Genomic DNA, 21890 nt, shown 5'->3' on the forward strand with positions numbered 1-21890 from the left:
TTTAGGGTGTACAAGAATGTCTATTTTGACTTTAAAGAATTTAAGTAGACCTTTTTACTTCAAGAAAAGAGAAGTGCGACTGCATCATCACAAATGATGCAGACTTTGCTTCTGGAGATGTGCCTGTTTTGAGTAGCAAGGAAGCACTAATGGCATTGAAAGAGAAAAATGAAAAGTAGAATAGTTTTCACTCCCACGAATAACGAAGGGCGCATGATGAGAGAAAATTTAAGCTTGGAGCAACGATAAAAAATAAGATTGTTATGCTAGAATTTTTGTAATTAAGTTAAAAGGATTAACTATCATTAAATTTTTATTTATTAGCCTAATATTATGGAATACACTATTGTTAGCAAAAGAAAATACGGTTATGCAGGTATCTGATTTTATTTTAGACTATCATACCATAAAGGGAAGTAAAATATGTGTCCAAGGGAATATTATATCTCTTGGTGAAGATACAAGTATTTCTGATAATTATAATGCCATGTCTTCATTTAATTTGGATACAAGAAATTTATCAAGAGATATTAGAAAACAGATTATGCAAAAATGTACAATATCTAGCCCTTGTTTAGAAGTAGTGTGTGGGATTGCTCAAGATATTTATGAAGATAAAGGGCTGGTAGTAAATCAAGTGGGTATGAATACAGATAAAAAACTTGTTGAATCTCAACACAGAACACAAGAAAAAACAATGAATGTGAGTACCTCAGAATATACCTGTAAAGTTAATGGTGAAAATATAGGTATTACTCTAGATGGTGCAGAAAAGATAAAAATGGTAGATGAATATGGCATACATATAGGATACTTACATGGGAAAGAATATAGTTTTGGTCATGGTGCTGGTTCAATAAAAATAACAAAAGATAAAACAGGAAATATAATTAGTGTTGTTCGTGATGACAATGTAAATACATATACTTCAGTATCTTGTTTTACTAATTCTAAATATAATAACTATTATATTTATGGTGATAAGATAGCAGAAGGTGTGAGTCTTAGTATGGTAACAGGAATGATGGTTACCGATCCAAAATTAACATATTTAACAACATTTGTGCATGATACTCTTACAATTAAGAACAATACTTGGCCATTAATAGAGGTAACAACAAAAGTATATAGCAAAATTATTGGTGATATTGTCATCACATATTATTTATTAATGGAGCAAGGTGCTAACAATATTGTTGGAACAGTTAAGAGAATTAAAGTAAATGGAAATCCAAAAAATTCATTAATCATAATGAATAATAAAATGTTTATTGAAGATGATATTGGCACAAGACAAGTACAGGTAAAAGACGGAAAAATACAAATTATAGATTAACAAGGAGTCTATTGTGACAAATAATTTTAAAGGTATTGTTTTACAACCTATTTCAAGAGCTAAAACTCCATGGAAAGGTTTTAATCAAGAAGAGGACAATTTTCTTGATTATTTTCAAAGTGCGTTTAAAAATGAAATCTGTAATGAGTTTTATGTTAATCATAATACAGAGGAGTTTTCTAATTATTTATTAGTACCATATTTTACCGACAATCAAAGATGTTTTGGTGCATATTATATTGAATATGGAAGTGAAATTGAAAATAGTTACTATTCATATCAATATCATATAAATTATAGCAAAAGTTATAATTTTATAAGTCAAATTCATAAATCTGAAATTCTGAATGAATTGAGATTTAATAATGAAGATTTCGAGGAAATAAATACAATATCTCAAGGCAATAGAGTAGTTTATTCTAGAGTTGACAAAGTATCGGAGAATTTTAAAAATTATCTTCTTAAACTATTTAAAAAAGAAACAATAGAAAATAAAAGTAAGGGGATAGAAAATAAGGTAAAATGAGAAAAATGGGGACAGACTAGATAAAAATAGATTCCACAAAGGTAGGCGTTGAATATCTACTTTCCTAGCTCCAGCTCTAAAATGCTTATTGGACTCTAAATAGTAAAAAACATCACATAACTTATAAAATGCTATACTAAATCATATGAAGATATAGTAGTTATAGATTATAATGCTAGTGTGGATTATTGGAGATAGAAAGATTATGGTGGATTTAGATACTGATATATATTACGCAGCTGGAGTTGTGTAATGAGGAAAAACAGACAGCCAGCACACACAGGGGAGATACTCAAAGAGGAGTTTTGGGAGCCACTTGGTATGACACAAAGTCATCTGGCAAAGGCACTGCATACCTCTTTTCGTGCTATCAATGAATTGGTCAATGAAAAAAGAGGTATCACGACTGAGATGGCACTGAAGCTGGCAAGGTACTTCGGTACTACGCCGCAGCTATGGCTTAACCTACAAAATCAGTTTGATATATATAAGGTGAGTATGAAAAAACAAAAAGAGTTAGAAGAGATAGAAATAGGGAAATTTGAGGTAGCCTAGGTGAAAAATAAAATAGTCTATATGGGAACACCCCATTATGCAAAAGAGATATTGGAAACTTTGATCAATGCTGAAGATATGGATGTATCATTGGTATTGACACAACCTGATCGTCCTGTAGGGCGTAAAAAGGTTATGACACCACCACCTGTGAAAGTATTGGCAGAGGAGCATGGTATTGATGTGCTACAGCAAAATCGTTTAAGTGATGAGGGGATAGCAGAGGCTATCAAAGCTGCAAATCCTGACTTTATCATTGTTGCGGCATTTGGACAGCTTTTACCTAAATCCATTTTAGACATTGCACCGTGTATCAATCTACACGCTTCACTTTTACCCCAATATAGAGGGGCCTCACCCGTACAGCAGTCCTTACTTAACGGTGACGAGAAAACAGGTGTTACTTCCATGCTTATGGAAGAGGGGCTTGATACGGGGGATATCCTTGAAAAAGTAGAGTTCATCATTCCTAAAGAGATGAGACTGCATGCACTCATGCAGCAACTAACCGTTGATGCGTGTGAACTTACACTTAGTACCGTACGAAATTTTAAAACTATTACACCACAAAAACAGGATGAAAGCCAGGCAACACTCTGTAAAAAGATCAAAAAGAGTGATGGGGAGATTGATTTTGGAGATGCTGTTGTTATTTACAACAAATATAGAGCTTTTGAAGGTTGGCCGGGAATATTTGCTGCTAACGGTACGAAGTTTGACGGAATGTCACTCGTAGAAGAAGAAACTGCGCATAAAGCTGCTGAGATACTTGCGTTTGAAGAGGAGAGTGTTATAGTAGGGTGCAGTAGAGGTGCTTTGAAAATAGAGACACTGCAACCGGCTTCTAAAAAAGCAATGACAGCAAAGGCATACTGTGTAGGAAGAGGACTAAAAGTTGGAAACAGTATCGTTTGAGACTCTGCCTTCTACACAAACATATTTAATAGAGCAATTGCAAAGAGGTGATTTACAGGCACCTGTAGCAGTACTGGCATTGGAACAAAGTGACGGTGTCGGTTCTCGTGATAATGAGTGGTCGGGAGGCAAGGGAAACTTCTTTGCCTCTATAGCTGTCAGAGTTGATAAGCTTCCTGATGATCTGCCTCTCTCCTCAGCGTCTATCTACTTCTCTTTCATCATGAAAAAAACACTGGAGTCCTTAGGTGAAAATATTTGGCTGAAATGGCCTAATGACTTCTATAAAAATGATGATAAAATAGGGGGAACGATCACTAAAAAAGTAAATGATGTATTAGTGTGTGGAATCGGAATCAATCTGAAAAATTCTCAAAACGGCTACAGAGCCTTGCAGTCCGATATTTTACCCGAATCATTACTTGAAAATTATCTTTTGGCACTTTGGAAATTTCCAAAATGGAAGCAGATATTTAGTGAGTATCAGGTAGAATTTGAACTAAGCAGAAAGTTTTCAGTTCATATTGAAAACTATCAAAAGAGCCTTGCAGACGCGAGTTTGTGCGAGGATGGATCTTTATTACTAGGGGGTAAGAAGGTGTTTAGTTTACGATGAGTGAAGTAATAAGTATTGCCAACCAAAAGGGTGGTGTAGGAAAGACAACAACAGCAGTGAACTTGGCAGCTTCTTTAGCCGAAAAAGGTAAGAAAGTCCTTCTTTTGGACATAGATCCCCAATCCAATGCCACTACCAGTTTAGGATTCAGCAGAAGTGATTATGAATTCAACATCTATCACGTATTGATAGGAAGCAAGAAACTCTCAGAAGTGGTACTGAAAACAGATATTAAAAAACTTGATCTTGCCCCTTCAAACATTGGTCTTGTAGGAATAGAAAAAGAGTTTTATAATCCGAAGAAGAAAAATAGAGAATTGGTTTTGAAAGAGAAGATCAGAGAACTCTCCAAAAAGTATGATTTTATTATTATAGACTCACCTCCGGCACTAGGTCCTATTACCATCAATGCCCTAAGTGCATCGGATTCTGTGATCATCCCTATCCAGTGTGAATTCTTTGCACTTGAAGGCTTGGCGCAGCTTCTCAATACGGTCAGTCTTTTGAAGAAAACAATCAACCCGAAGTTGAAGATCAAAGGTTTTCTTCCCACGATGTATTCAGGACAGAACAATCTTTCCAAGCAGGTATTGGCTGATCTGAGCCATCATTTTAAAGATAAGCTTTTTCATATAAAAAAGAACTCCAAAGAGTGTATTGTTGTACCTAGAAATGTCAAGATTGCAGAGAGTCCAAGTTTTGGAAAACCTGTAACTGCCTATGCGACAAGTTCCAAGGGTTCTATTGCCTATAGAGATTTGGCAACAGTGATAGCAAGAGGTTAAGATGGCATTAGGCAGAGGACTGGGAGATATTCTCTCTGAAGTAGAAGAAGCATATGAAAAAGATTTGAGCACTATTGACAGTTTTGAGCTTGAGGCACAGGGTGCCCGTGTGGAAGAACTGCGTGTAGAGAATATTACTCCTAACCCTTTTCAGCCGCGTAAACATTTTGATAAGAATGCACTTCAGGAGTTAAGTGAGTCTATTAAAGAACATGGTCTACTTCAGCCCATTGTAGTCATAGAAAAAGAAGAGGGATACCTTCTTATTGCTGGTGAGCGTCGTTTGAGAGCACATCAACTTGCAAAACTAACTACGATCAAAGCAATTATCGCTGATGTAGAAATAGATGAAGTAAGACTACGTGAATTAGCGCTCATTGAAAATATCCAGAGAGAGAATCTCAATGCCATTGAATTGGCGAACTCTTATGCCGAACTTATAGAAGTACATAAGATTACACATGATGAGCTCTCTTCTGTTGTGCATAAAAGTCGTTCACAAATTACCAATACAATGCGTCTTTTAACGCTTTCTGACTATGCACAGAAACAAGTGATCTCTGGAAAAATCTCTCAAGGGCATGCAAAAGTGTTGGTTGGACTTGATGAAAAGAAACAGAAAGTAATCATTGACAGTATTATTGGACAAAAGCTGAGTGTGCGTGATGCTGAAAAAATGGTCAAGAATCAGAAAGAGAATAAAAATACAATAGTGACCTTAGCTAAAACTAATTTTCTTGAAAAGTATACAAAAGAGATCGAATCTGTACTTCCCTTCAAATATAAACTTAAAGCAAAAAGTATAGAGATAAGCTTAACGAATGAGAAAGATATACACAACTTCTTAAACTTCTTGAAAAAAGCCTAAAAAAGCTTGATCTTTAACCAACGTTTCATCTCCAAAATGATAAAATAATTCGAAATTACACGAGGAGTTTTAATGCTTGACATACATTTACCATTGATGTTGTTCGTCTTAGCTTTGTTTCTAACCCTTCTTGTGCTTTTAAATAATATGCTATTTCAGCCCTTGGTTAAATTCATGGATGACAGAGATAACTCTATAGCAAAAGATTTAGAAGCGGCAAAAGGACTTAGCGGTAACAGTGATGAACTCAATGCCAAAGCAGATGAAAATATTAGCAATGCTAAAACTGAAGCTGCTGCAATCAGACAGAAAGCGATCGATGATGAAAAAACATTGGCTGCAAGTAAAGTTGAAACCAAACAGGGTGAACTGAACAAAGAGTATGAAAACTTTGTAGAGAAGTTAACCTCGGAAAAAGAGAATCTTAAAAATGCTCTTCTTTCTCAAATGCCTCTATTTAAAGAGAGCCTTAAAGCTAAGTTTAGCAAACTATAAGGAAGGGATGAATATGAAAAAATTAGCGCTATTCGCTTTGCTCATAGTACCTGCTGTTCTTTTAGCCAGTGGACATGGGGCAGAAGAGAGTCGTTACTTTATCCAAACAGGTAGAGAGAATGATTATTGGCCAAGAGTAATCAACTTTACTATCTTTGCTGCACTGCTTTATTATTTGGTCGCCAATCCGATCAAAAACTTCTTTAAAGATAGAAAAGAAAGTATTGCCAGACAGCTTAGAGAGATAGAAGAGAAACTTCAAGCAGCCAAAGATGAGAAAAAAGAAGCACAAACTCGTTTAGATGAGAGTAATAAAAAAGCGGAACAGATCATCGAAGATGCAAAAAAAGAGGCAGCTCTTTTAGCACAGAAGATCGCTGAGGCAAATGAGAATGAATTGGTTCTTATGGAAAAACAACTTGAAGAAAAAATGACTTTTGAAGAGAGAAAAGCTGCAAGAGAAGCTATTGATGAGATCTTAAGTGACAATATCACCAATGATGACATTATGCTTGACGAAGCAAAAGTTGTTGACATTATTTCTAAGAAGGTGGCATAGATGGAAGAATTGATCGCTAAAAGATATGCTACAGCACTTTCCTCAGTAAGTAAAGATATCAAAGGTATTGCAGAAGTACTTAATGTATTGACTGAAGCTATCAGTACTGATGAAGTTAAAACTGTTTTGACTTCACCGATCATTTCAAGTGAGAAAAAGACAGAGATGATTCTCTCTACGCTTGGAAAGAAAGCAGATAGTACACTTGTGAACTTTATTAAGATCCTTGGTGAGAATAAAAGACTTGACCTGATCCCGGCAATTGCCAAAGTACTGAATGCAGACTTGCAAAAAGAGTCAAATGCGTACGAAGGCGTACTAAAAAGCAAAGAGACACTGGGTAAAGATGAATTGGACAAGCTTGAGGCAACTCTTAAGAGATATACAGGTTCTACGATTAAATTGACACAGGAAAAAACGGATCTTGACGGGTTGCGTGTTTCGGTTGATGATTTGGGTATTGAGGTTAACTTCTCTAAGCAGAGAGTTAAAGAACAACTAATTGATTTCATTAAGAAATCACTATAGTTATCTAAAGTAAAGGAGTATCAGTGGCAGTAAAATTGCAAGCAGATGAGATAAGTTCAATCATCAAAGAGAGAATCGAGAATTTTGAGATTGATGTTGACATCAATGAAATAGGGAAAGTAGTAGGTATCGCAGATGGAATTACAACAGTATACGGTCTTAATAATGTTATGGCTGGTGAAGTTGTAGAATTTGACAATGGTGCCAAAGGTCTGGTATTGAACCTTGAAGAAGCAAACGTAGGTGTTGTTGTTCTTGGTACAAGTGCAGGAATTAGAGAAGGTATGAGTGTAAAAAGAGCCGGTGAACTTCTTAAAGTTCCTGTAGGTGACGGACTTATGGGAAGAGTAGTGAACTCTCTTGGTGAAGCAGTAGACGGTAAAGGTGCTATTGAAGCAACTGAACATAGATTTGTTGAAGAGAAAGCACCTGGTATTATGGCTAGAAAATCTGTTCATGAACCGCTTCAGACTGGTATAAAAGCGATTGATGCGCTTGTCCCGGTTGGTAGAGGACAAAGAGAACTTATTATTGGTGACAGACAAACCGGTAAAACAACTTTGGCAATTGATACAATCATCAACCAAAAAGGTCAAGATGTAACATGTATCTATGTTGCGATCGGTCAAAAGCAGTCAACAGTTGCTGCAACAGTTAAAAAACTTGAAGAGCATGGTGCAATGGATTATACGATCATTGTAACTGCCGGTGCAGCTGAATCTTCAGCACTTCAGTTCCTTGCGCCTTATGCAGGTGTAACTATGGCTGAATATTTCAGAGACAACGGAAGACATGCCGTTATCTTTTATGATGACCTTTCCAAGCATGCGGTTGCATACAGAGAGATGTCATTGATTTTGAGACGTCCTCCAGGTCGTGAAGCATATCCAGGGGATGTTTTTTATCTTCACTCAAGACTTCTTGAAAGAGCGGCAAAAGTGAATGATGAGTTAGGTGCAGGTTCTATTACTGCGTTCCCAATCATTGAAACTCAGGCGGGTGATGTTGCAGCATATATTCCAACAAATGTTATCTCTATTACTGATGGTCAAATCTTCCTTGAGACTGATTTGTTTAACTCAGGTATTAGACCGGCGATTAACGTTGGACTTTCTGTATCTAGAGTTGGTGGTGCTGCACAGATAAAAGCAATTAAACAGGTTTCTGGTACATTGAGACTTGATCTTGCTTCATTTAGAGAACTTCAGGCATTTGCACAGTTTGCATCTGATCTTGATGACTATACAAGAAGCCAGCTTGAGCGTGGACAGAGAATGGTAGAGGTTCTTAAACAAGGACCGTATTCTCCTGTTCCTGTTGAAAAGCAGGTTGTAATCATCTTTGCCGGTGCTAATGGATACCTTGATGATATTCCTGCATCTGCAGTGACTAAGTTTGAAGCTGATCTCATGCCATTTATGGAAGCAAAATATGCAAATATTTTGGATGCAATTAGAAATGAGAAAAAGATCTCTGATGAAACAGAAGCAGAATTAAGAAAAGCTATCGAAGATTTTAAAGCTTCATTTTCAGCGTAAGAAAGGCTAATTATGGCTAATTTAAAAGAGATAAAGCGTAAGATAGGATCTGTTAAGAATACACAGAAAACCACGAACGCTATGAAGCTTGTCTCTTCTGCTAAACTGAAAAGAACAGAAGAGCTTGCTAAAAGATCTAGAGTGTATGCTGCAAAGTTAACTGAGTTATTGAATGAAATAGCTCAGAAAATGCATCATTCCAACGCAGAAGGGCTAGATAATGTTTTCTTTAAAGATGCTAGCAATCCTAAAAGGGTTGATATTATCTTTATTACTGCAGACAAGGGTCTTTGTGGTGGTTTCAACTCACAGACGATCAAAAGAACCAGCCAATTGATTGCAGACTATAAAGCTAAAGGTGTAAAGCTTCGTTTAAGAGCTGTTGGTAGAAAAGGTATTGATTTCTTTAAATTCAATAATGTTGAATTGAACGATGAAATTATAGGTCTTTCTGCTGCACCTGATTTTGCACAGGCGGCTGAATTCATTTCTGAAGTATCTGAGTCTTACGTGAATGGAGAAACAGATAAGATCATTTTAGTACATAATGGTTATGTCAATATGATCACTCAGGAGATTCGACAAGATCAGGTTCTACCGGTAGATGCATCAAAAATAGAGCTTTCATCAAAATCAACATCTGAACTGGAAGTTGAACCTGATGATGATGACACACTTCTTGATGCATTGGTGAAGCGTTATGTTGAGTATACGATGTACTACTCGCTGATCGATTCATTGGCAGCTGAACACTCTGCACGAATGCAGGCGATGGATGCAGCGACCAAAAATGCAAAAGAGATGGTAAAAGAGTTGAATGTTAAATATAACAAAGCAAGACAAGAATCGATTACTACTGAGCTCATTGAGATCATCAGTGGTATGGAATCAATGAAATAATTAGAGGAGAAGAAATGACAGGTAAAATAGTACAAGTCTTAGGTCCCGTTCTAGATGTGGATTTTACAGACTATCTTCCGGAGATCAATGAAGCGTTAGAGACAACATTCATGGTTGAAGGAAAAGAGGAAAAATTGGTTTTAGAAGTAGCAGCACAACTTGGTGATAACAGAGTCAGAACGATTGCTATGGATATGAGTGAAGGTGTAGTTAGAGGTCAGGAAGTAAAAGCAACTGGTGCACCGATTAAAGTTCCTGTAGGTGAAGCAGTGCTTGGACGTATTTTTAATGTTATTGGTGATACTGTTGATGATGCTGGTCCTTGTGATGCAAAAGAGTACTGGTCTATTCATAGAGATCCACCACCTTTTGAAGAACAAAGTACAAAAACAGAAGTTTTTGAAACAGGTATCAAAGTAGTTGACCTTCTTGCACCATACAACAAAGGTGGGAAAGTTGGACTATTTGGTGGTGCCGGTGTTGGTAAAACCGTTATTATTATGGAACTTATCAACAACGTTGCTATGAAACACTCAGGGTACTCAGTATTTGCCGGTGTTGGTGAAAGAACACGTGAAGGGAATGACCTTTACTATGAAATGAAAGAATCAAACGTACTTGACAAAGTTGCACTGTGCTATGGTCAAATGTCTGAACCTCCGGGAGCACGTAACCGTATTGCACTTACTGGTCTTACTATGGCTGAGTACTTTAGGGATGAAATGGGACTGGATGTTCTTATGTTTATCGATAATATCTTTAGATTTGCACAATCAGGTTCAGAAATGTCTGCACTTCTTGGGCGTATCCCTTCTGCTGTTGGTTACCAACCAACACTTGCAAGAGAGATGGGTGCACTTCAAGAGCGTATTACATCAACAACGAAAGGTTCAATTACCTCTGTACAAGCTGTATATGTTCCTGCGGATGACTTGACTGACCCGGCTCCAGCTTCTGTATTTGCTCACTTGGATGCAACAACAGTACTTAACCGTTCTATTGCTGAAAAAGGTATCTACCCTGCGGTTGATCCACTTGATTCAACATCAAGAATGCTTGATCCACAAATAGTTGGTGAAGAGCACTACGGTATTGCAACTGGTGTACAACAAATTCTTCAGAAGTATAAAGATCTTCAGGATATTATTGCGATTCTTGGTATGGACGAGCTTTCAGAAGATGATAAACTTGTTGTTGAAAGAGCAAGAAAGATTGAAAAATATCTTTCTCAGCCATTCCACGTTGCTGAAGTATTTACCGGTTCACCAGGTGTATATGTTACACTTGAAGATACGATAGAAGGATTTAAAGGTCTTCTTGAAGGTAAATATGATGATATGAATGAAGCGGCATTCTACATGGTAGGAAATATGGCTGAGGCTATTGCTAAAAATGATAAGATTAATGCTAAATAAGCATTAATCTTAAAAGGATTAATATGGAACTTATGAAGCTAGAGATAGTTACACCGAGTGGTGTAATTTTTGATGCTGAAGTAAAACAAGTAACACTGCCGGGGTCTGAAGGTGAATTTGGTGTTTTGCCGAAACATGCAACTTTGGTATCGTTATTGGATACAGGTGTGATCGTTATCGAGAAAGCTGACGGAAGTGAGGTAGCAGTAGCTATTAACTCAGGATATGTGAAAGTTGATGAAGAAAAGACCACCTGTATCGTTGATGGTGCAGTAGCTCTTTCCGGTGGAGACAGTGATCTTGCCAAAGCACTGGAAGCAGCCAAAGAATTGCTTAAAAGTGCAGAATCTTCTAATACAGCTATTGCCTCTGCAGTAGCTAAAGTAGAGCAAATCGGAAAGTCTTTGTAAATTGGGATCTCTCCTAAATTATTTCATTGGAAGCAGTGCGATCACTATTTTCGTGCTGCTTCTGCTTTCAGTTTATTTTATTACAACATTCTGGGTATTTTTTGATCGATTCTATATCTTGAATTCACGTATTAACTCAGAAGCTAAATCGCTTAAATCACTTTATACAGGTCAGTCAAAATCAGTGGCAAGTAACTCACTTATTTTTACTTATCTGAGCCGTGTGAACAAGCCGAATAAAGCCATACTTGAAGCGGCATCTTCTGATGCAATACGTGTTTCAACAAAGGGTTTAACGTGGCTCTCAATTATTGCATCAACCTCACCGTTTATAGGACTTTTTGGTACAGTAATAGGAATATTGGAAACTTTTTCAAAGCTTGGGGCTCAATCCAGTGCCTCTTTGAGTGTCGTTGCTCCGGCTATTTCCGAAGCACTTATTGCTACGGCAGCAGGTATCGCCGTAGCGATCTTTGCCTACACATTTCATCTTATCTTAAAACGTAAGGCTTATGAACTCTCTTCACTTTTAAATTCTCAGTCAGAAGTGATACTTTCACAGGTCAGTGAGGAAAACTAACATGTTTAGTTGGGATGATAGCCCGGATCTGAACATTACGCCTCTTGTAGATGTTATGTTAGTTCTCATGGCTATTTTAATGATCACTGCACCGACCATCAATTTTCAAGAACAGATAGATCTGCCACAGGGCTCTAAAACGGTAAAAGTCACCAAACCCAAAACACTTACCATCCGTATGGATAAAAACCAAAAGATATATTTGAACAAAGATATTTATGCACTGGATACCTTTGCAGATGATTTTGTGAATCAGTCTGTAAAATTTGACAAAAGTTCTGAAGTGTATATCCGTGCAGATGAACAACTTAAATACAAGGATGTTATGTATTTGCTCAAAAGTGTAAAAGCTGCCGGCTTTGAGAAGGTCTCACTTATAACGCTATGAGTAAGAAGTCTCCTAAACTCATATCGGGTGTGTTGGCTTTTGGTGTCTATTTTATTGTGCTTGGATTACTGCTTTTTTATTTTAATACACGTGATGAAAAGAAGTCCATACACTATGTTAAAAAAGACGAACATCGTATTCAGGTAGCACTTTCTTCCCCCAAGAAAGAGAAAAAATTCAAAGTAAAACCAAAATATAGACCCAAAATTAAAACAAAACCAAAGATCAAGTCTAAAATAAAACCAAAGCCTAAAAAAGAAGTTAAAAAGAAGGTTCTAAAAGATAAAATTGTTAAAAAGGTCATCAAAAAGAGAGATGAAAATCTTACAAAACCTCGTAAAAAAAAGGCTTTGGATCTTTTTGCAAATATTAAAACTTCAAAAAAGAAAAATATTATAAAAGTCACAGATGAACCAGTAAAAGCAACACCTAAAAATGATCTGATAAAAATATCGGATAGACCTAAAAGTGCAAGTGAACGTATCAGCTCTTCGCTAAAAATACAAAAAAACAGTGATAGTGGTGTTGAAAATGCCTATTTTGCCAAAATAGAAGAAAAACTCAAAGGTTGGCCTGCCCAGAGTGATTATGCTGGAGAAATGGCTAAAGTATGGTTTAAAGTAGAACCAAGTGGATCATTCGAATTTAAAGTGATCACTGCTTCAAACAATGAAGCATTCAATGCAGGACTTATTGCTTACTTAAAGCAATTGCAAAAATTGGGATTTGGGCATCATAAAGGAGAGAGAGCTTATGAGCTTGATGTGGAGTTTGTCGCAACAGAATAACAGAAATAAGTAGAGAAACTCTTTTTTCTTAGTATGCAAAGTCTTATGAGGAAGATGTGTGTACTCTTACAATATTGAATGATCAATATAAATTCTTGATGATAAATAGTATTTTCTTCTCATAGAGGTAATATTTATGTTACAATAACATATAGAAGAAGGAATAGGTCATGGAAAAAAAGCTGAAAAAATATCTGGATTATCTTATTAAACATCAGGGGAGTGATCTGCATTTGAAGGCAGGTTCAAATGTCTATATGCGCGTGAATGGTGAACTTTTTGCTTTAAAGGAAGATAAACTCACACATGATGATATGGTCGCGATCGCAAAAGATATGCTTACAACCCCCCAATACAACCAACTGGTTGAAAGTAAAGAGTTGGATTGTTCTTATGCATTGGATGAAACCAAGCGATTTAGAGTAAATTTCTTTTATCAGGTAGGTGGGCTCAGTGCTGCTCTGCGTGCCATCCCGGAGAAAATACTTTCTATTGATGAACTGCATCTTCCCGTAGTTGTGAAGGATCTGGCAGATCTGCAGAGCGGCTTGGTACTTGTGACCGGTGTTACAGGTTCAGGTAAGTCTACGACGTTGGCAGCGATACTTGATAGAATAAACAAAAGTAAAAGAAAACATATTATCAGTATTGAGGATCCTGTAGAATATATGCATCAAGAGCAGAAATCTCTTGTCACGCAACGTGCTATCGGTACGAATACACACTCTTTTGCCAATGCACTTCGTTCTGCACTTAGAGAGGATATTGATATTATATTCATAGGTGAGCTAAGAGATCTGGAGACAATGGAAATTGCATTACACGCTGCAAATACAGGACATCTTGTATTTTCTACATTGCATACGTTTGATGCTAAAGAGTCCATTAGCCGAATTATCGGTATGTTCCCTAATGAGGAACAGGAGCGTGTTCGAATGACACTCTCTTTTGTGTTGGAAGGTGTTATCTCCCAAAGACTGGTTAAAGATAAAGAGGGGGGAAGGGTTCCTGCCGTTGAAGTAATGAAAGGAACAGCAAGGATATCAGAGTTGATCGTAGAGAAAAGAGACAGTGAGATCCTTGAAGCTATCGTTAAAGGGAAAGATATCTATGGTACACAATCTTTTGACCAATCACTGTTGGATCTTTATCATAGCAAGAAAATCACTCAGGAAGAAGCATTGCGAAATGCTACGAGTCCTTCGGATATGAGTTTGGCTATACAAGGGATCAGACAGGCCTCAGGGCATGAAAATGTAAAATCTATTACCGGCAAGGGAAGAAGTAACTTTTTTGATCTGAAAAACTCTCAAGCATAATTAATAGAACATCGCAGACATGTATCCGACAACAGATTTGGTATCTGCTGTGGCATCTGCACTTGTACGGTAATCAAGTAGTTTAGAGGAGAGTTTGAGTGCTTTGGCTGCGAGTATCATTGCTTGTATACCAGTGAGTCCACAGGCTTCACATCCTTTTTTAAGTATTTCAACATTTAAATGATCAACAGCTCTTAAACAACTGTAATCATGTGCCTTTGCTACTTCCAGATCATGAAAGTGGCTGAGATCACTGCTGATAACAACGGCATTCTCCTTGTTATGCAATAAAGCAAGAATAATATTGGCCAGTTCTTTTACCTCTATATCACCATAGATAAGTTCTATGACTTTAGTGTGAGGGAAATAGTATTGGATGAAAGGCATTTGTACTTCTGTTGAATGCTCTTTTTTATGTGCTTCAGGCTCAAATCCTATATTAAATTGTTTTGCCAGAGCGAAAAGATAAGGGCTGTCAATGGGAATTTCCCCGCAAGGTGTTTCATATGCTTCAAAATAACTTCCGGAGATATCTTTGAAATAATAATGATGACTCGGACCGATAACGATGATACGTTTGGCTTTTGAACGCTTGAGAAATTGATAGGCACAGTCTGCCGTAAATCCACTATAGATATATCCTGCGTGCGGAACAATAACAGCCTGGGGAATAATGTTTTTCATATCTTTTGATTCCGGTATAGTTTCAAGTTCTTGTATGAACTTTTCAATAGTGGCTTTGAGTTTAGAACACTCTTTGGGATAGAAATTTCCCTGAACAGCTGCTTTACGTATATGAGAAACTATTTTATTGTTCTTCATATTTTGTGACCTGATAGAGTAATATGTCAGGATGCAGTTCCAGACATGAACCCGGTAGATTGGCTTTCATACACAAACTGGTAAAAAAATCATCAAATTGGGGTAATTGATCCCATACCTGAGGCAGGTAGGTTGCCTGATATGTTTTATATTTGAGTACTACACCGTCTTTAAAAGGAGTGATCTTTTTTTTCAGTTCATCTCTATTTTCATACGGCAATGGCTTAGGCTCGGAGAGGATGGAGACCTCTATTTTAATGTTTTTAAGTTCTTCTTTGGAAAGTGGTTTGAATCTCGGATCATGCAATGCAGCGGACTGGGCATTAGCGATAATGTCTTTATAAAGGGGACGATAGGCTTGAAGAGAGCCTATGCAACCACGAAGCTGTTTATTGGGTTCTGTATTGATCGTGACAAATGCGGCACCTTTCTCTTTAAGCATAGGGTAGTGTTTTAACGCATTTTCAAGGTCAAAATTCTCAGGTTGATTTAAGGCAACCAAAATAGCTGCTTTTGCTAAACCGATAATAATATCATTCATCATATACTCCTATAGTGCTCTTTTTATCTACTCCTTCTCCTCTTATATAATTCCCTCTTTCATATTTTACCACAATCTTAAAAGTATAATTGATATTAATTAATGAAGATTTCAACTCACCCTTGATACAATGCATGATGAAAAGAATGAAAAAGGAATAGAATTGCGTTATATTTTACTGTTATTGTTATCACTTAATCTCTTTGCTGTCGATGCAACACTTAAGATCGAAAAAGATGTAGAGCAGCGTGCGCGTATTGCTTTGGTCGATGCTTCGCCTGTTATGGATGAGAAGTTTTTTAAGATACTTCTTTCAGATTTGAAAATATCAGGGCATTTCTTGGCCGATACAAGACATCATGAAGGAGATATTAACTCCAACTATCTGCTACCGGTGCTTAAAAGTAAAGAGTATGTCCTCAAGTACGCATTGACTAAACAGGCAGGAACAAAACTTTTGATTCGTCTGCTCAAAGCATCAGATAGTACAGAGCTGTTTAAAAAAAGTTATGCGATACCGACGACAACAAAAGCACCGTTTTTGGCACATAAAGCGATCTCAGATATCAATAATATATTAAAGTATCCAGATATAAGCTGGATCAACCGTTATGTGATCTTTTCCCGCTATACCACTCCCAAACACAGTGAGATAGTTTTGGCGGACTATACATTTAATTACAAAAAAGTGATCATAAGAGGTGGATTGAACCTCTTTCCCAAATGGGCGGACAAAAACCAAAAGAGTTTTTACTATACCTCTTACAGCGGCTTGACACCGACACTTTACAGACTTAATATTTATACAGGAAACAAAGAGAAGATCACTTCTTCTGAAGGAATGCTTGTCTGTTCTGATGTAAGTAGGAATGGAACTAAGCTTCTTTTGACCATGGCACCGCAGGGACAGGCAGATATTTATGAGCTGGATCTCTCTTCGGGAGCAAAAACAAGAGTAACGACATTTAACGGGATAGATGTCAATGGTAAATATGTAGATGATGAGAGCCGTATTGTATTTGTTTCCAACAGACTCGGGTATGCAAATATCTTTAAAAAGTCCATTCATTCTGCCGCTGTTTCCCAAGTGGTCTATCATGGACGTAACAACAATGCGTGTGATGCCTATGGCAATAAAATAGTCTATTCAAGCAGAGAATCGCAAAACAGTTTTGGAAAGAACACTTTTAATCTTTATTTGACATCATCCAACGGATCGGATACAAGACCGCTTACTACGACAGGGGTCAACCAATTTCCGAGATTTTCTACGGACGGGTCTGTGATCTTGTTTATTAAGCATAGGAATTACGGCTCTTCCATAGGATATATCAATCTTGCAAGTCACCAAAGCTTACTGTTCCCTTTAAGCGGGAAAAAGATCCAATCAATTGATTGGTAAATCATTACAAAGGATTTAGAATGATAAAAAAAATAGTATTAACCACCGCAACACTCTCTTTACTTCTTCTCACCGGATGTGGACAGACTGCACCGGATCTTGAAGGTGCAAATACAGGGAAGAACAATGTCTCTGATGCAACACAGATAGCCGGGGACACAGTAACCATAGATGAGAACAGGTATGGAAATCAAAACAGTGCCGACAGTAACAGCAGCGGAAAATATAACAGTAGCAGTGACGGTTTTCAGAGCGTCTATTTTGCATTTGGTGATTATGGTATTGCGCCGGGTATGGAAAGTCGTATCTCAACAGATGCAAATGTAATCAATAGCAGTACTGCTTCAAAGATCAAAATTGAAGGTAACTGTGATGAATTTGGAACGGATGAGTATAACTATGCATTGGGGCTTAAAAGAGCAAAAGCAGTAAAAGACAGTCTTTCTGCACAAGGTATAGCGGCAAACCGAATGGTTATTGTCAGTTTTGGAGAAAGCAATCCGGTATGCAGTTCTCCTACGGACAGTTGTTATGAAAGAAACAGAAGAGTGGATCTTCATTTGGTGAAGTAGGATAAAAATGAATCAAAAGTATGTGAGTAGACTATTTTTACCTCTCGTGTTGGGTTCTGTTGTTCTTTTTGCAGAACCTTCTGTGTATGGTTCAATGCAGGGATTTACCTCTACAGAGAAGATGATCGTTAAAAATAGAAAGACCATTGCTTTTTTGCAGCGTAAACTTGCACAACAGAAGGAAAGAATAGATGGTTTAACTTCTATAGTTGAAGGGTTGAATGCCTCTATTGCCGAGTTGAAAGAAGGCGGGGTTTCAACTTCCGAAGGTGGAGGTGAAAATAGAGCGCTGCTTAAAGAACTGGGTGAGATGATAGACAAGATCAATGAGAACTATGTGAGTAAGGCAGAACTGCAAAAAGCGTTAAAAGGAAAGTATGAACCCTCTTTAAAAAAGCATGAAACAAAAAGCAGTAAACCCAAAGAATCCTTAGAAGGCAAACCGACATCAAAACTTTATAGTGAAGGGGTAAGACTTTTTGTTAAAAAACGTTATGACGAGGCAAAGAAAAGATTTACTATCACCGATACAAAAGGATATAAACCTGCAGCTTCGAACTATTATCTTGGTGAGATAGCCTACTATACAAAAAAATATGAAGATGCTATCTTCTATTTTAAAAAGAGTGCCGGTCTGTACGATCAGGCAACCTATATTGATACGCTTTTGCTTCATACTGCTGTCTCTTTGGAAAAAAGTGGAGATAAAGCACAGGCAAAAGCTTTTTATGAGAATATCATTGCGAATTATGACGGTAAAAAATCTGCGAAGATCGCAAAACAAAAATTGAAGAAATTGTAAATGTCCATATTTAAGTCCATACCTTTAACTCTGCTGTTTTTGGTTACGATATTGTTTTCAGAAGAGGGAATGGTAAAAGACTTAACCCATGAGCTTATCCCTACGTCAAAAACAGTTTTTGAAGTCATAAATCTGGTAACAGATAATGTAAGAACGGTTGATCTAACGGGAAAAGACTTTATTGTGGTCTCCGTACGTGAAAAAGGAAGTGACGGACGTTTCTACGCAGTAGATAAAGATGGGACAGTATGGTGGAGTGGACCGGTAACTTCGGGAGCACCGGAGTTTAGAAGTCCTTCCGGTGTTTTTCATATCCTTCAGAAAAAGCGTTACCATATGTCAACAGCATATCCTGAAGAATCAGGTATAAACAATATGGACTATATGATGAAGTTTACCCATTTTGGACATGCACTGCATATGGGAAGTGTAGGTTGGATGTCTCATGGATGTATTCATATTTCTCCAAAAGATGTACCGGTGATCTACAGATGGTCAAGATACGGTATGCCGATTGTGATCACAAGGCATACCTACATGCCTTTCGCAAAAGAGGATCTTAGAAAGATCTATCTGAGACGTTAGAGAGCTTTTCTAGTCTCCCAGTTCTTTAGCCTTTTTATAGGCTGCTTCTATAGCATCTATACAGGCAGCTCTTACATTTCCCTCTTCCAATGCACCGTAGCCTGAAGCAGTGGTACCTCCCGGACTCATGACACTGTCTTTCAAGAGCGCAGGATGTATCTCCTGAATGAGAGAACCAAAACCGTTGAAAAGACCTCTCATGGTTGTCATGGCATCTTCTCTTTTTAGACCCTGTTTGACCGCACCGTCCACCAAAGCTTCGGCTATGAGAGCCAAGTAGGCAGGACCGCTCCCCGCAAGGGCAGTGGCAATGTCTATCTCTTTTTCACTCTCTAGCCATAAGGTATCCCCAACAGCATTAAAAAGTACTTTTGCCTCTTTTTGGAACCGATGGTCACCTGTGAGCGTAGTAATGGAAGCCCCTATCGTCGCTGCAAGGTTGGGCATGGCTCTGACCGTTGCTTTTGTCTTAATGTGTTTTTTCAGTTTAGTTATGGTTGTTCCGGCGAGTACGGAGAAGAGTACTTTGGCTTTGCCTTTAAGCTGTTTCCCAACCTCTTCTACATTTCCGGGTTTGACACACAGAAGTATGGTCTTGTCTGTGATGTCAAAATGCTCAAGAAGATATTTTTCTATTTTAATACCGAGCTGCTTTTCAAATGCATCCAGCTTTTCCATATCTCTGCCTACCACTTCAATATTGTACTTGCCTTTAAGACCAACGGCAATACTCAATCCCATATTGCCGTTACCTATAAATGTGATTGTTTGCATATTTCACTCACTTAGTTTAAATTATTCAGATTATAACACATAAATTATTCAGAGGGTTCGATTTGGTATAATAAGACCAATTATTTATGAGGATAGAACAGATGGAAGCATTTTTACAAGAGGCAAAAGCTTCAAGCCGGGTACTTTCCACACTGAGTGGCAATGAAAAAAACAGCATTTTAAGAGAGATGGCTCAAGCCCTGCGTGAGAATATGCAAGAGATACTCAAAGCAAATAGCATAGATATGGCAGAGGCAGAGACGAATAATCTAACAGCAGCACTTAAAGACAGACTTCTTTTAGATGAGGGGCGTGTAGAGGGGATGGCAGTAGCTATAGAGGAGATAGCAGTACTCAAAGAACCGGTCGGTAGAGTGTTGGATGGCTGGTATGCCGATGCCGGGTTTAAGATAGAGAAAGTTTCAGTGCCTATCGGTGTGATAGGGGTTATCTATGAATCCCGTCCCAATGTTACAGCAGATGTAGGGGCATTATGTTTTAAAAGTGGGAATGTCGCCATACTTAAGGGTGGAAAAGAAGCGGAATATTCTAATCGTGCTATTGCAAAAGTAATGCAAGAAGTATTGGATAAAAACGGTTTGCCAAAAGAGGGGATAGCTCTGTTGCCAGACAGCTCACGTGAAGGTGTAGCAAAGCTTATTAAGCAGGATGCCTATGTAGATCTCATAGTCCCTCGTGGCGGAGAAGCACTCATTAAGTATGTTTCATCCAATGCCACGGTACCAGTAGTCAAACATGACAAAGGACTCTGCCATACCTATGTTGATGAGGATGCAGATTTTGAAAAAGCATTGGCTGTGATGATCAATGCCAAATGTCGTCGTACAGGCATATGTGGAGCGTTAGAGACTTTACTGATAGATGAGTCAATAGCATTGGAGATACTTCCACGCATCAAAGAAGCGTATGATGCACAAGATACAGAAATAAGAGGATGTCCTAAAACCCAAGAGATTATAGAGGTAAATCCAGCAAATACTGAGGACTATGCCACTGAGTATTTAGATAATATCTTGACCATTAGAGTAGTTGAGGGTGTAGAGGGTGCCATTTCTCACATAGAACAGTATGGTTCACAGCACTCTGAAGCGATTATTACCGAAAACTACACCACAGCAGAGCACTTTTTAAACAGTGTAGATGCAGCGTGCGTTTACTTAAATGCAAGTACACAGTTTACCGATGGTGGTGAGTTTGGCTTCGGTGCAGAAGTGGGCATAAGCACGAACAAACTTCATGCTAGAGGACCGATGGGGGTAAGTGAACTTACAACGTATAAATATAAGATTTATGGGAATGGGGAGATAAGGTAGGTGAATATCAAATGTCTTGCCTTTATACGAGGATGCTGTAAGATTTATCGGAGAGCTCCATTAAGAAAAAGAGTTTATACTTTCATATGAAAGATTTATATAAAAAAGCAAACTTCCCTACACGATTTGATATTTTTGGAAAAGAATATTATGTAAGAGAAGTACGTTATGATAAAAAATTTAATATAGAATTGTTTTTTGGAAGACCTGTGGATTGTACAGTAGGTGGGAGGGCACTTATTCTTACTGAGGAACTCAAAGGGTTGATTGTTTCTACAAGTCATTTAAGTCAGAAGGAATTTACGGGTGAGCTTAAATTCAACCGTGTCGCACGCTTTAGACGTTTACTAAAGAAAAATCCATACAATAGCTATCGTGAATGGGCAGAAAGTAAAGATAAAAATAAACCCAAGGAAATCACCCTGCTCAATGTAAAAAATAATCCTGAATATATTACAGACTATTTGGGTGTAAAATATATCATTCTTTCAGCTATCATGTCTCCTGGTGGATTCCCTTGTCCTCAAGGTGTAGAAG

General features: G+C 37.7%; 27 protein-coding genes. 24 read left to right on the forward strand and 3 right to left on the reverse strand.

What is annotated here, in order from left to right; genetic code table 11:
• Window positions 1-346: 346 nt before the first annotated feature.
• From MVE01_RS05225 to MVE01_RS05310, 18 genes are all read left to right on the forward strand, one after another.
• Window positions 347-1336 carry a hypothetical protein gene (locus MVE01_RS05225; RefSeq protein ID WP_472561118.1) on the forward strand — a complete coding sequence of 330 codons (990 nt, stop codon included), beginning with the start codon at window positions 347-349 and terminating at the stop codon, window positions 1334-1336.
• 13 nt (window positions 1337-1349) lie between these two features.
• Window positions 1350-1862 (forward strand): hypothetical protein, encoded by a 513-nt coding sequence (locus MVE01_RS05230; RefSeq protein WP_472561119.1) that lies wholly within the window; start codon window positions 1350-1352, stop codon window positions 1860-1862.
• Window positions 1863-2114: 252 nt separating this feature from the next.
• Window positions 2115-2417 (forward strand): HigA family addiction module antitoxin, encoded by a 303-nt coding sequence (locus MVE01_RS05235; protein ID WP_472561120.1) that lies wholly within the window; start codon window positions 2115-2117, stop codon window positions 2415-2417.
• Window positions 2418-2438: 21 nt separating this feature from the next.
• Window positions 2439-3332 carry a methionyl-tRNA formyltransferase gene (fmt, locus tag MVE01_RS05240; protein ID WP_472561144.1) on the forward strand — a complete coding sequence of 298 codons (894 nt, stop codon included), beginning with the start codon at window positions 2439-2441 and terminating at the stop codon, window positions 3330-3332.
• Entirely contained in the window at window positions 3313-3948 is a 636-nt protein-coding gene (locus MVE01_RS05245) for a biotin--[acetyl-CoA-carboxylase] ligase (RefSeq protein ID WP_472561121.1), read from the forward strand. Before fmt ends, MVE01_RS05245 begins: the two co-directional genes overlap by 20 nt.
• Window positions 3945-4733, forward strand: a complete 789-nt coding sequence (locus tag MVE01_RS05250; protein WP_472561122.1) for a ParA family protein — start codon at window positions 3945-3947, stop codon at window positions 4731-4733. The genes MVE01_RS05245 and MVE01_RS05250 overlap by 4 nt, the downstream gene beginning before the upstream one ends.
• A 1-nt stretch (window position 4734) precedes the next feature.
• A complete protein-coding gene (locus MVE01_RS05255; RefSeq protein WP_472561123.1) occupies window positions 4735-5601 on the forward strand; it encodes a ParB/RepB/Spo0J family partition protein in 867 nt (288 codons plus the stop codon).
• Between the two features lie 72 nt (window positions 5602-5673).
• Entirely contained in the window at window positions 5674-6096 is a 423-nt protein-coding gene (locus MVE01_RS05260; protein WP_472561124.1) for a F0F1 ATP synthase subunit B family protein, read from the forward strand.
• A gap of 13 nt (window positions 6097-6109) precedes the next feature.
• A complete protein-coding gene (locus MVE01_RS05265) occupies window positions 6110-6655 on the forward strand; it encodes a F0F1 ATP synthase subunit B (protein ID WP_472561125.1) in 546 nt (181 codons plus the stop codon).
• Window positions 6656-7183, forward strand: a complete 528-nt coding sequence (locus MVE01_RS05270) for a F0F1 ATP synthase subunit delta (RefSeq protein ID WP_472561126.1) — start codon at window positions 6656-6658, stop codon at window positions 7181-7183. It begins immediately after the preceding gene.
• Between the two features lie 23 nt (window positions 7184-7206).
• The gene (gene atpA / locus MVE01_RS05275) at window positions 7207-8721 is read left to right on the forward strand and encodes a F0F1 ATP synthase subunit alpha (protein ID WP_472561127.1); all 1515 of its coding nucleotides are present in this window, start codon (window positions 7207-7209) and stop codon (window positions 8719-8721) included.
• A 12-nt stretch (window positions 8722-8733) separates the two neighbouring features.
• Window positions 8734-9621, forward strand: a complete 888-nt coding sequence (atpG, locus tag MVE01_RS05280; RefSeq protein ID WP_472561128.1) for an ATP synthase F1 subunit gamma — start codon at window positions 8734-8736, stop codon at window positions 9619-9621.
• A 14-nt stretch (window positions 9622-9635) separates the two neighbouring features.
• A complete protein-coding gene (gene atpD, locus MVE01_RS05285) occupies window positions 9636-11036 on the forward strand; it encodes a F0F1 ATP synthase subunit beta (RefSeq protein ID WP_472561129.1) in 1401 nt (466 codons plus the stop codon).
• A gap of 23 nt (window positions 11037-11059) precedes the next feature.
• A complete protein-coding gene (atpC, locus tag MVE01_RS05290; protein ID WP_472561130.1) occupies window positions 11060-11446 on the forward strand; it encodes an ATP synthase F1 subunit epsilon in 387 nt (128 codons plus the stop codon).
• A 1-nt stretch (window position 11447) separates the two neighbouring features.
• Window positions 11448-12026, forward strand: a complete 579-nt coding sequence (locus MVE01_RS05295; RefSeq protein ID WP_472561131.1) for a MotA/TolQ/ExbB proton channel family protein — start codon at window positions 11448-11450, stop codon at window positions 12024-12026.
• A 1-nt stretch (window position 12027) separates the two neighbouring features.
• Entirely contained in the window at window positions 12028-12414 is a 387-nt protein-coding gene (locus MVE01_RS05300) for a biopolymer transporter ExbD (RefSeq protein WP_472561132.1), read from the forward strand.
• Complete coding sequence (locus MVE01_RS05305) at window positions 12411-13202, forward strand: TonB C-terminal domain-containing protein (RefSeq protein WP_472561133.1); 792 nt, start codon at window positions 12411-12413, stop codon at window positions 13200-13202. The genes MVE01_RS05300 and MVE01_RS05305 overlap by 4 nt, the downstream gene beginning before the upstream one ends.
• Before the next feature lie 170 nt (window positions 13203-13372).
• Window positions 13373-14521, forward strand: coding sequence for a type IV pilus twitching motility protein PilT (locus tag MVE01_RS05310; RefSeq protein WP_472561134.1), 1149 nt, complete (start codon window positions 13373-13375; stop codon window positions 14519-14521).
• On the opposite strand, the gene amrB is transcribed toward MVE01_RS05310, so the two are convergent.
• Together amrB and amrA are read right to left on the reverse strand one after the other, a co-directional pair.
• Window positions 14522-15343 carry an AmmeMemoRadiSam system protein B gene (gene amrB, locus MVE01_RS05315; RefSeq protein WP_472561135.1) on the reverse strand — a complete coding sequence of 274 codons (822 nt, stop codon included), beginning with the start codon at window positions 15341-15343 and terminating at the stop codon, window positions 14522-14524.
• Window positions 15330-15884: an AmmeMemoRadiSam system protein A gene (gene amrA, locus MVE01_RS05320; protein ID WP_472561136.1), complete on the reverse strand. Its 555-nt coding sequence runs from the start codon at window positions 15882-15884 to the stop codon at window positions 15330-15332. The genes amrB and amrA overlap by 14 nt, the downstream gene beginning before the upstream one ends.
• 163 nt (window positions 15885-16047) lie before the next feature.
• Between amrA and tolB the strand changes: the two genes are divergently transcribed.
• The 4 genes from tolB to MVE01_RS05340 are packed head-to-tail and all read left to right on the forward strand — an operon-like array spanning window position 16048 to window position 19245.
• Window positions 16048-17286, forward strand: a complete 1239-nt coding sequence (tolB, locus tag MVE01_RS05325; protein WP_472561137.1) for a Tol-Pal system protein TolB — start codon at window positions 16048-16050, stop codon at window positions 17284-17286.
• Window positions 17287-17306: 20 nt separating this feature from the next.
• Window positions 17307-17858: an OmpA family protein gene (locus tag MVE01_RS05330; RefSeq protein ID WP_472561138.1), complete on the forward strand. Its 552-nt coding sequence runs from the start codon at window positions 17307-17309 to the stop codon at window positions 17856-17858.
• 7 nt (window positions 17859-17865) lie between these two features.
• On the forward strand, window positions 17866-18660 hold the full coding sequence (locus tag MVE01_RS05335) for a tetratricopeptide repeat protein (RefSeq protein ID WP_472561139.1): 795 nt from the start codon (window positions 17866-17868) through the stop codon (window positions 18658-18660).
• Window positions 18661-19245, forward strand: coding sequence for a L,D-transpeptidase (locus tag MVE01_RS05340; RefSeq protein WP_472561140.1), 585 nt, complete (start codon window positions 18661-18663; stop codon window positions 19243-19245). It begins immediately after the preceding gene.
• A gap of 9 nt (window positions 19246-19254) precedes the next feature.
• Here the strand turns inward: MVE01_RS05340 and MVE01_RS05345 are convergent, their stop codons facing one another.
• Window positions 19255-20019, reverse strand: a complete 765-nt coding sequence (locus MVE01_RS05345) for a pyrroline-5-carboxylate reductase (protein WP_472561141.1) — start codon at window positions 20017-20019, stop codon at window positions 19255-19257.
• Window positions 20020-20120: 101 nt separating this feature from the next.
• Between MVE01_RS05345 and MVE01_RS05350 the strand changes: the two genes are divergently transcribed.
• Window positions 20121-21353, forward strand: coding sequence for a glutamate-5-semialdehyde dehydrogenase (locus MVE01_RS05350; protein WP_472561142.1), 1233 nt, complete (start codon window positions 20121-20123; stop codon window positions 21351-21353).
• A gap of 86 nt (window positions 21354-21439) precedes the next feature.
• The coding region (locus tag MVE01_RS05355; RefSeq protein WP_472561143.1) for a hypothetical protein at window positions 21440-21890 on the forward strand (451 nt) is incomplete at its 3' end.

The sequence above is a fragment of the Sulfurovum sp. genome (assembly GCA_026990595.1).
Taxonomy (GTDB): domain Bacteria; phylum Campylobacterota; class Campylobacteria; order Campylobacterales; family Sulfurovaceae; genus Sulfurovum.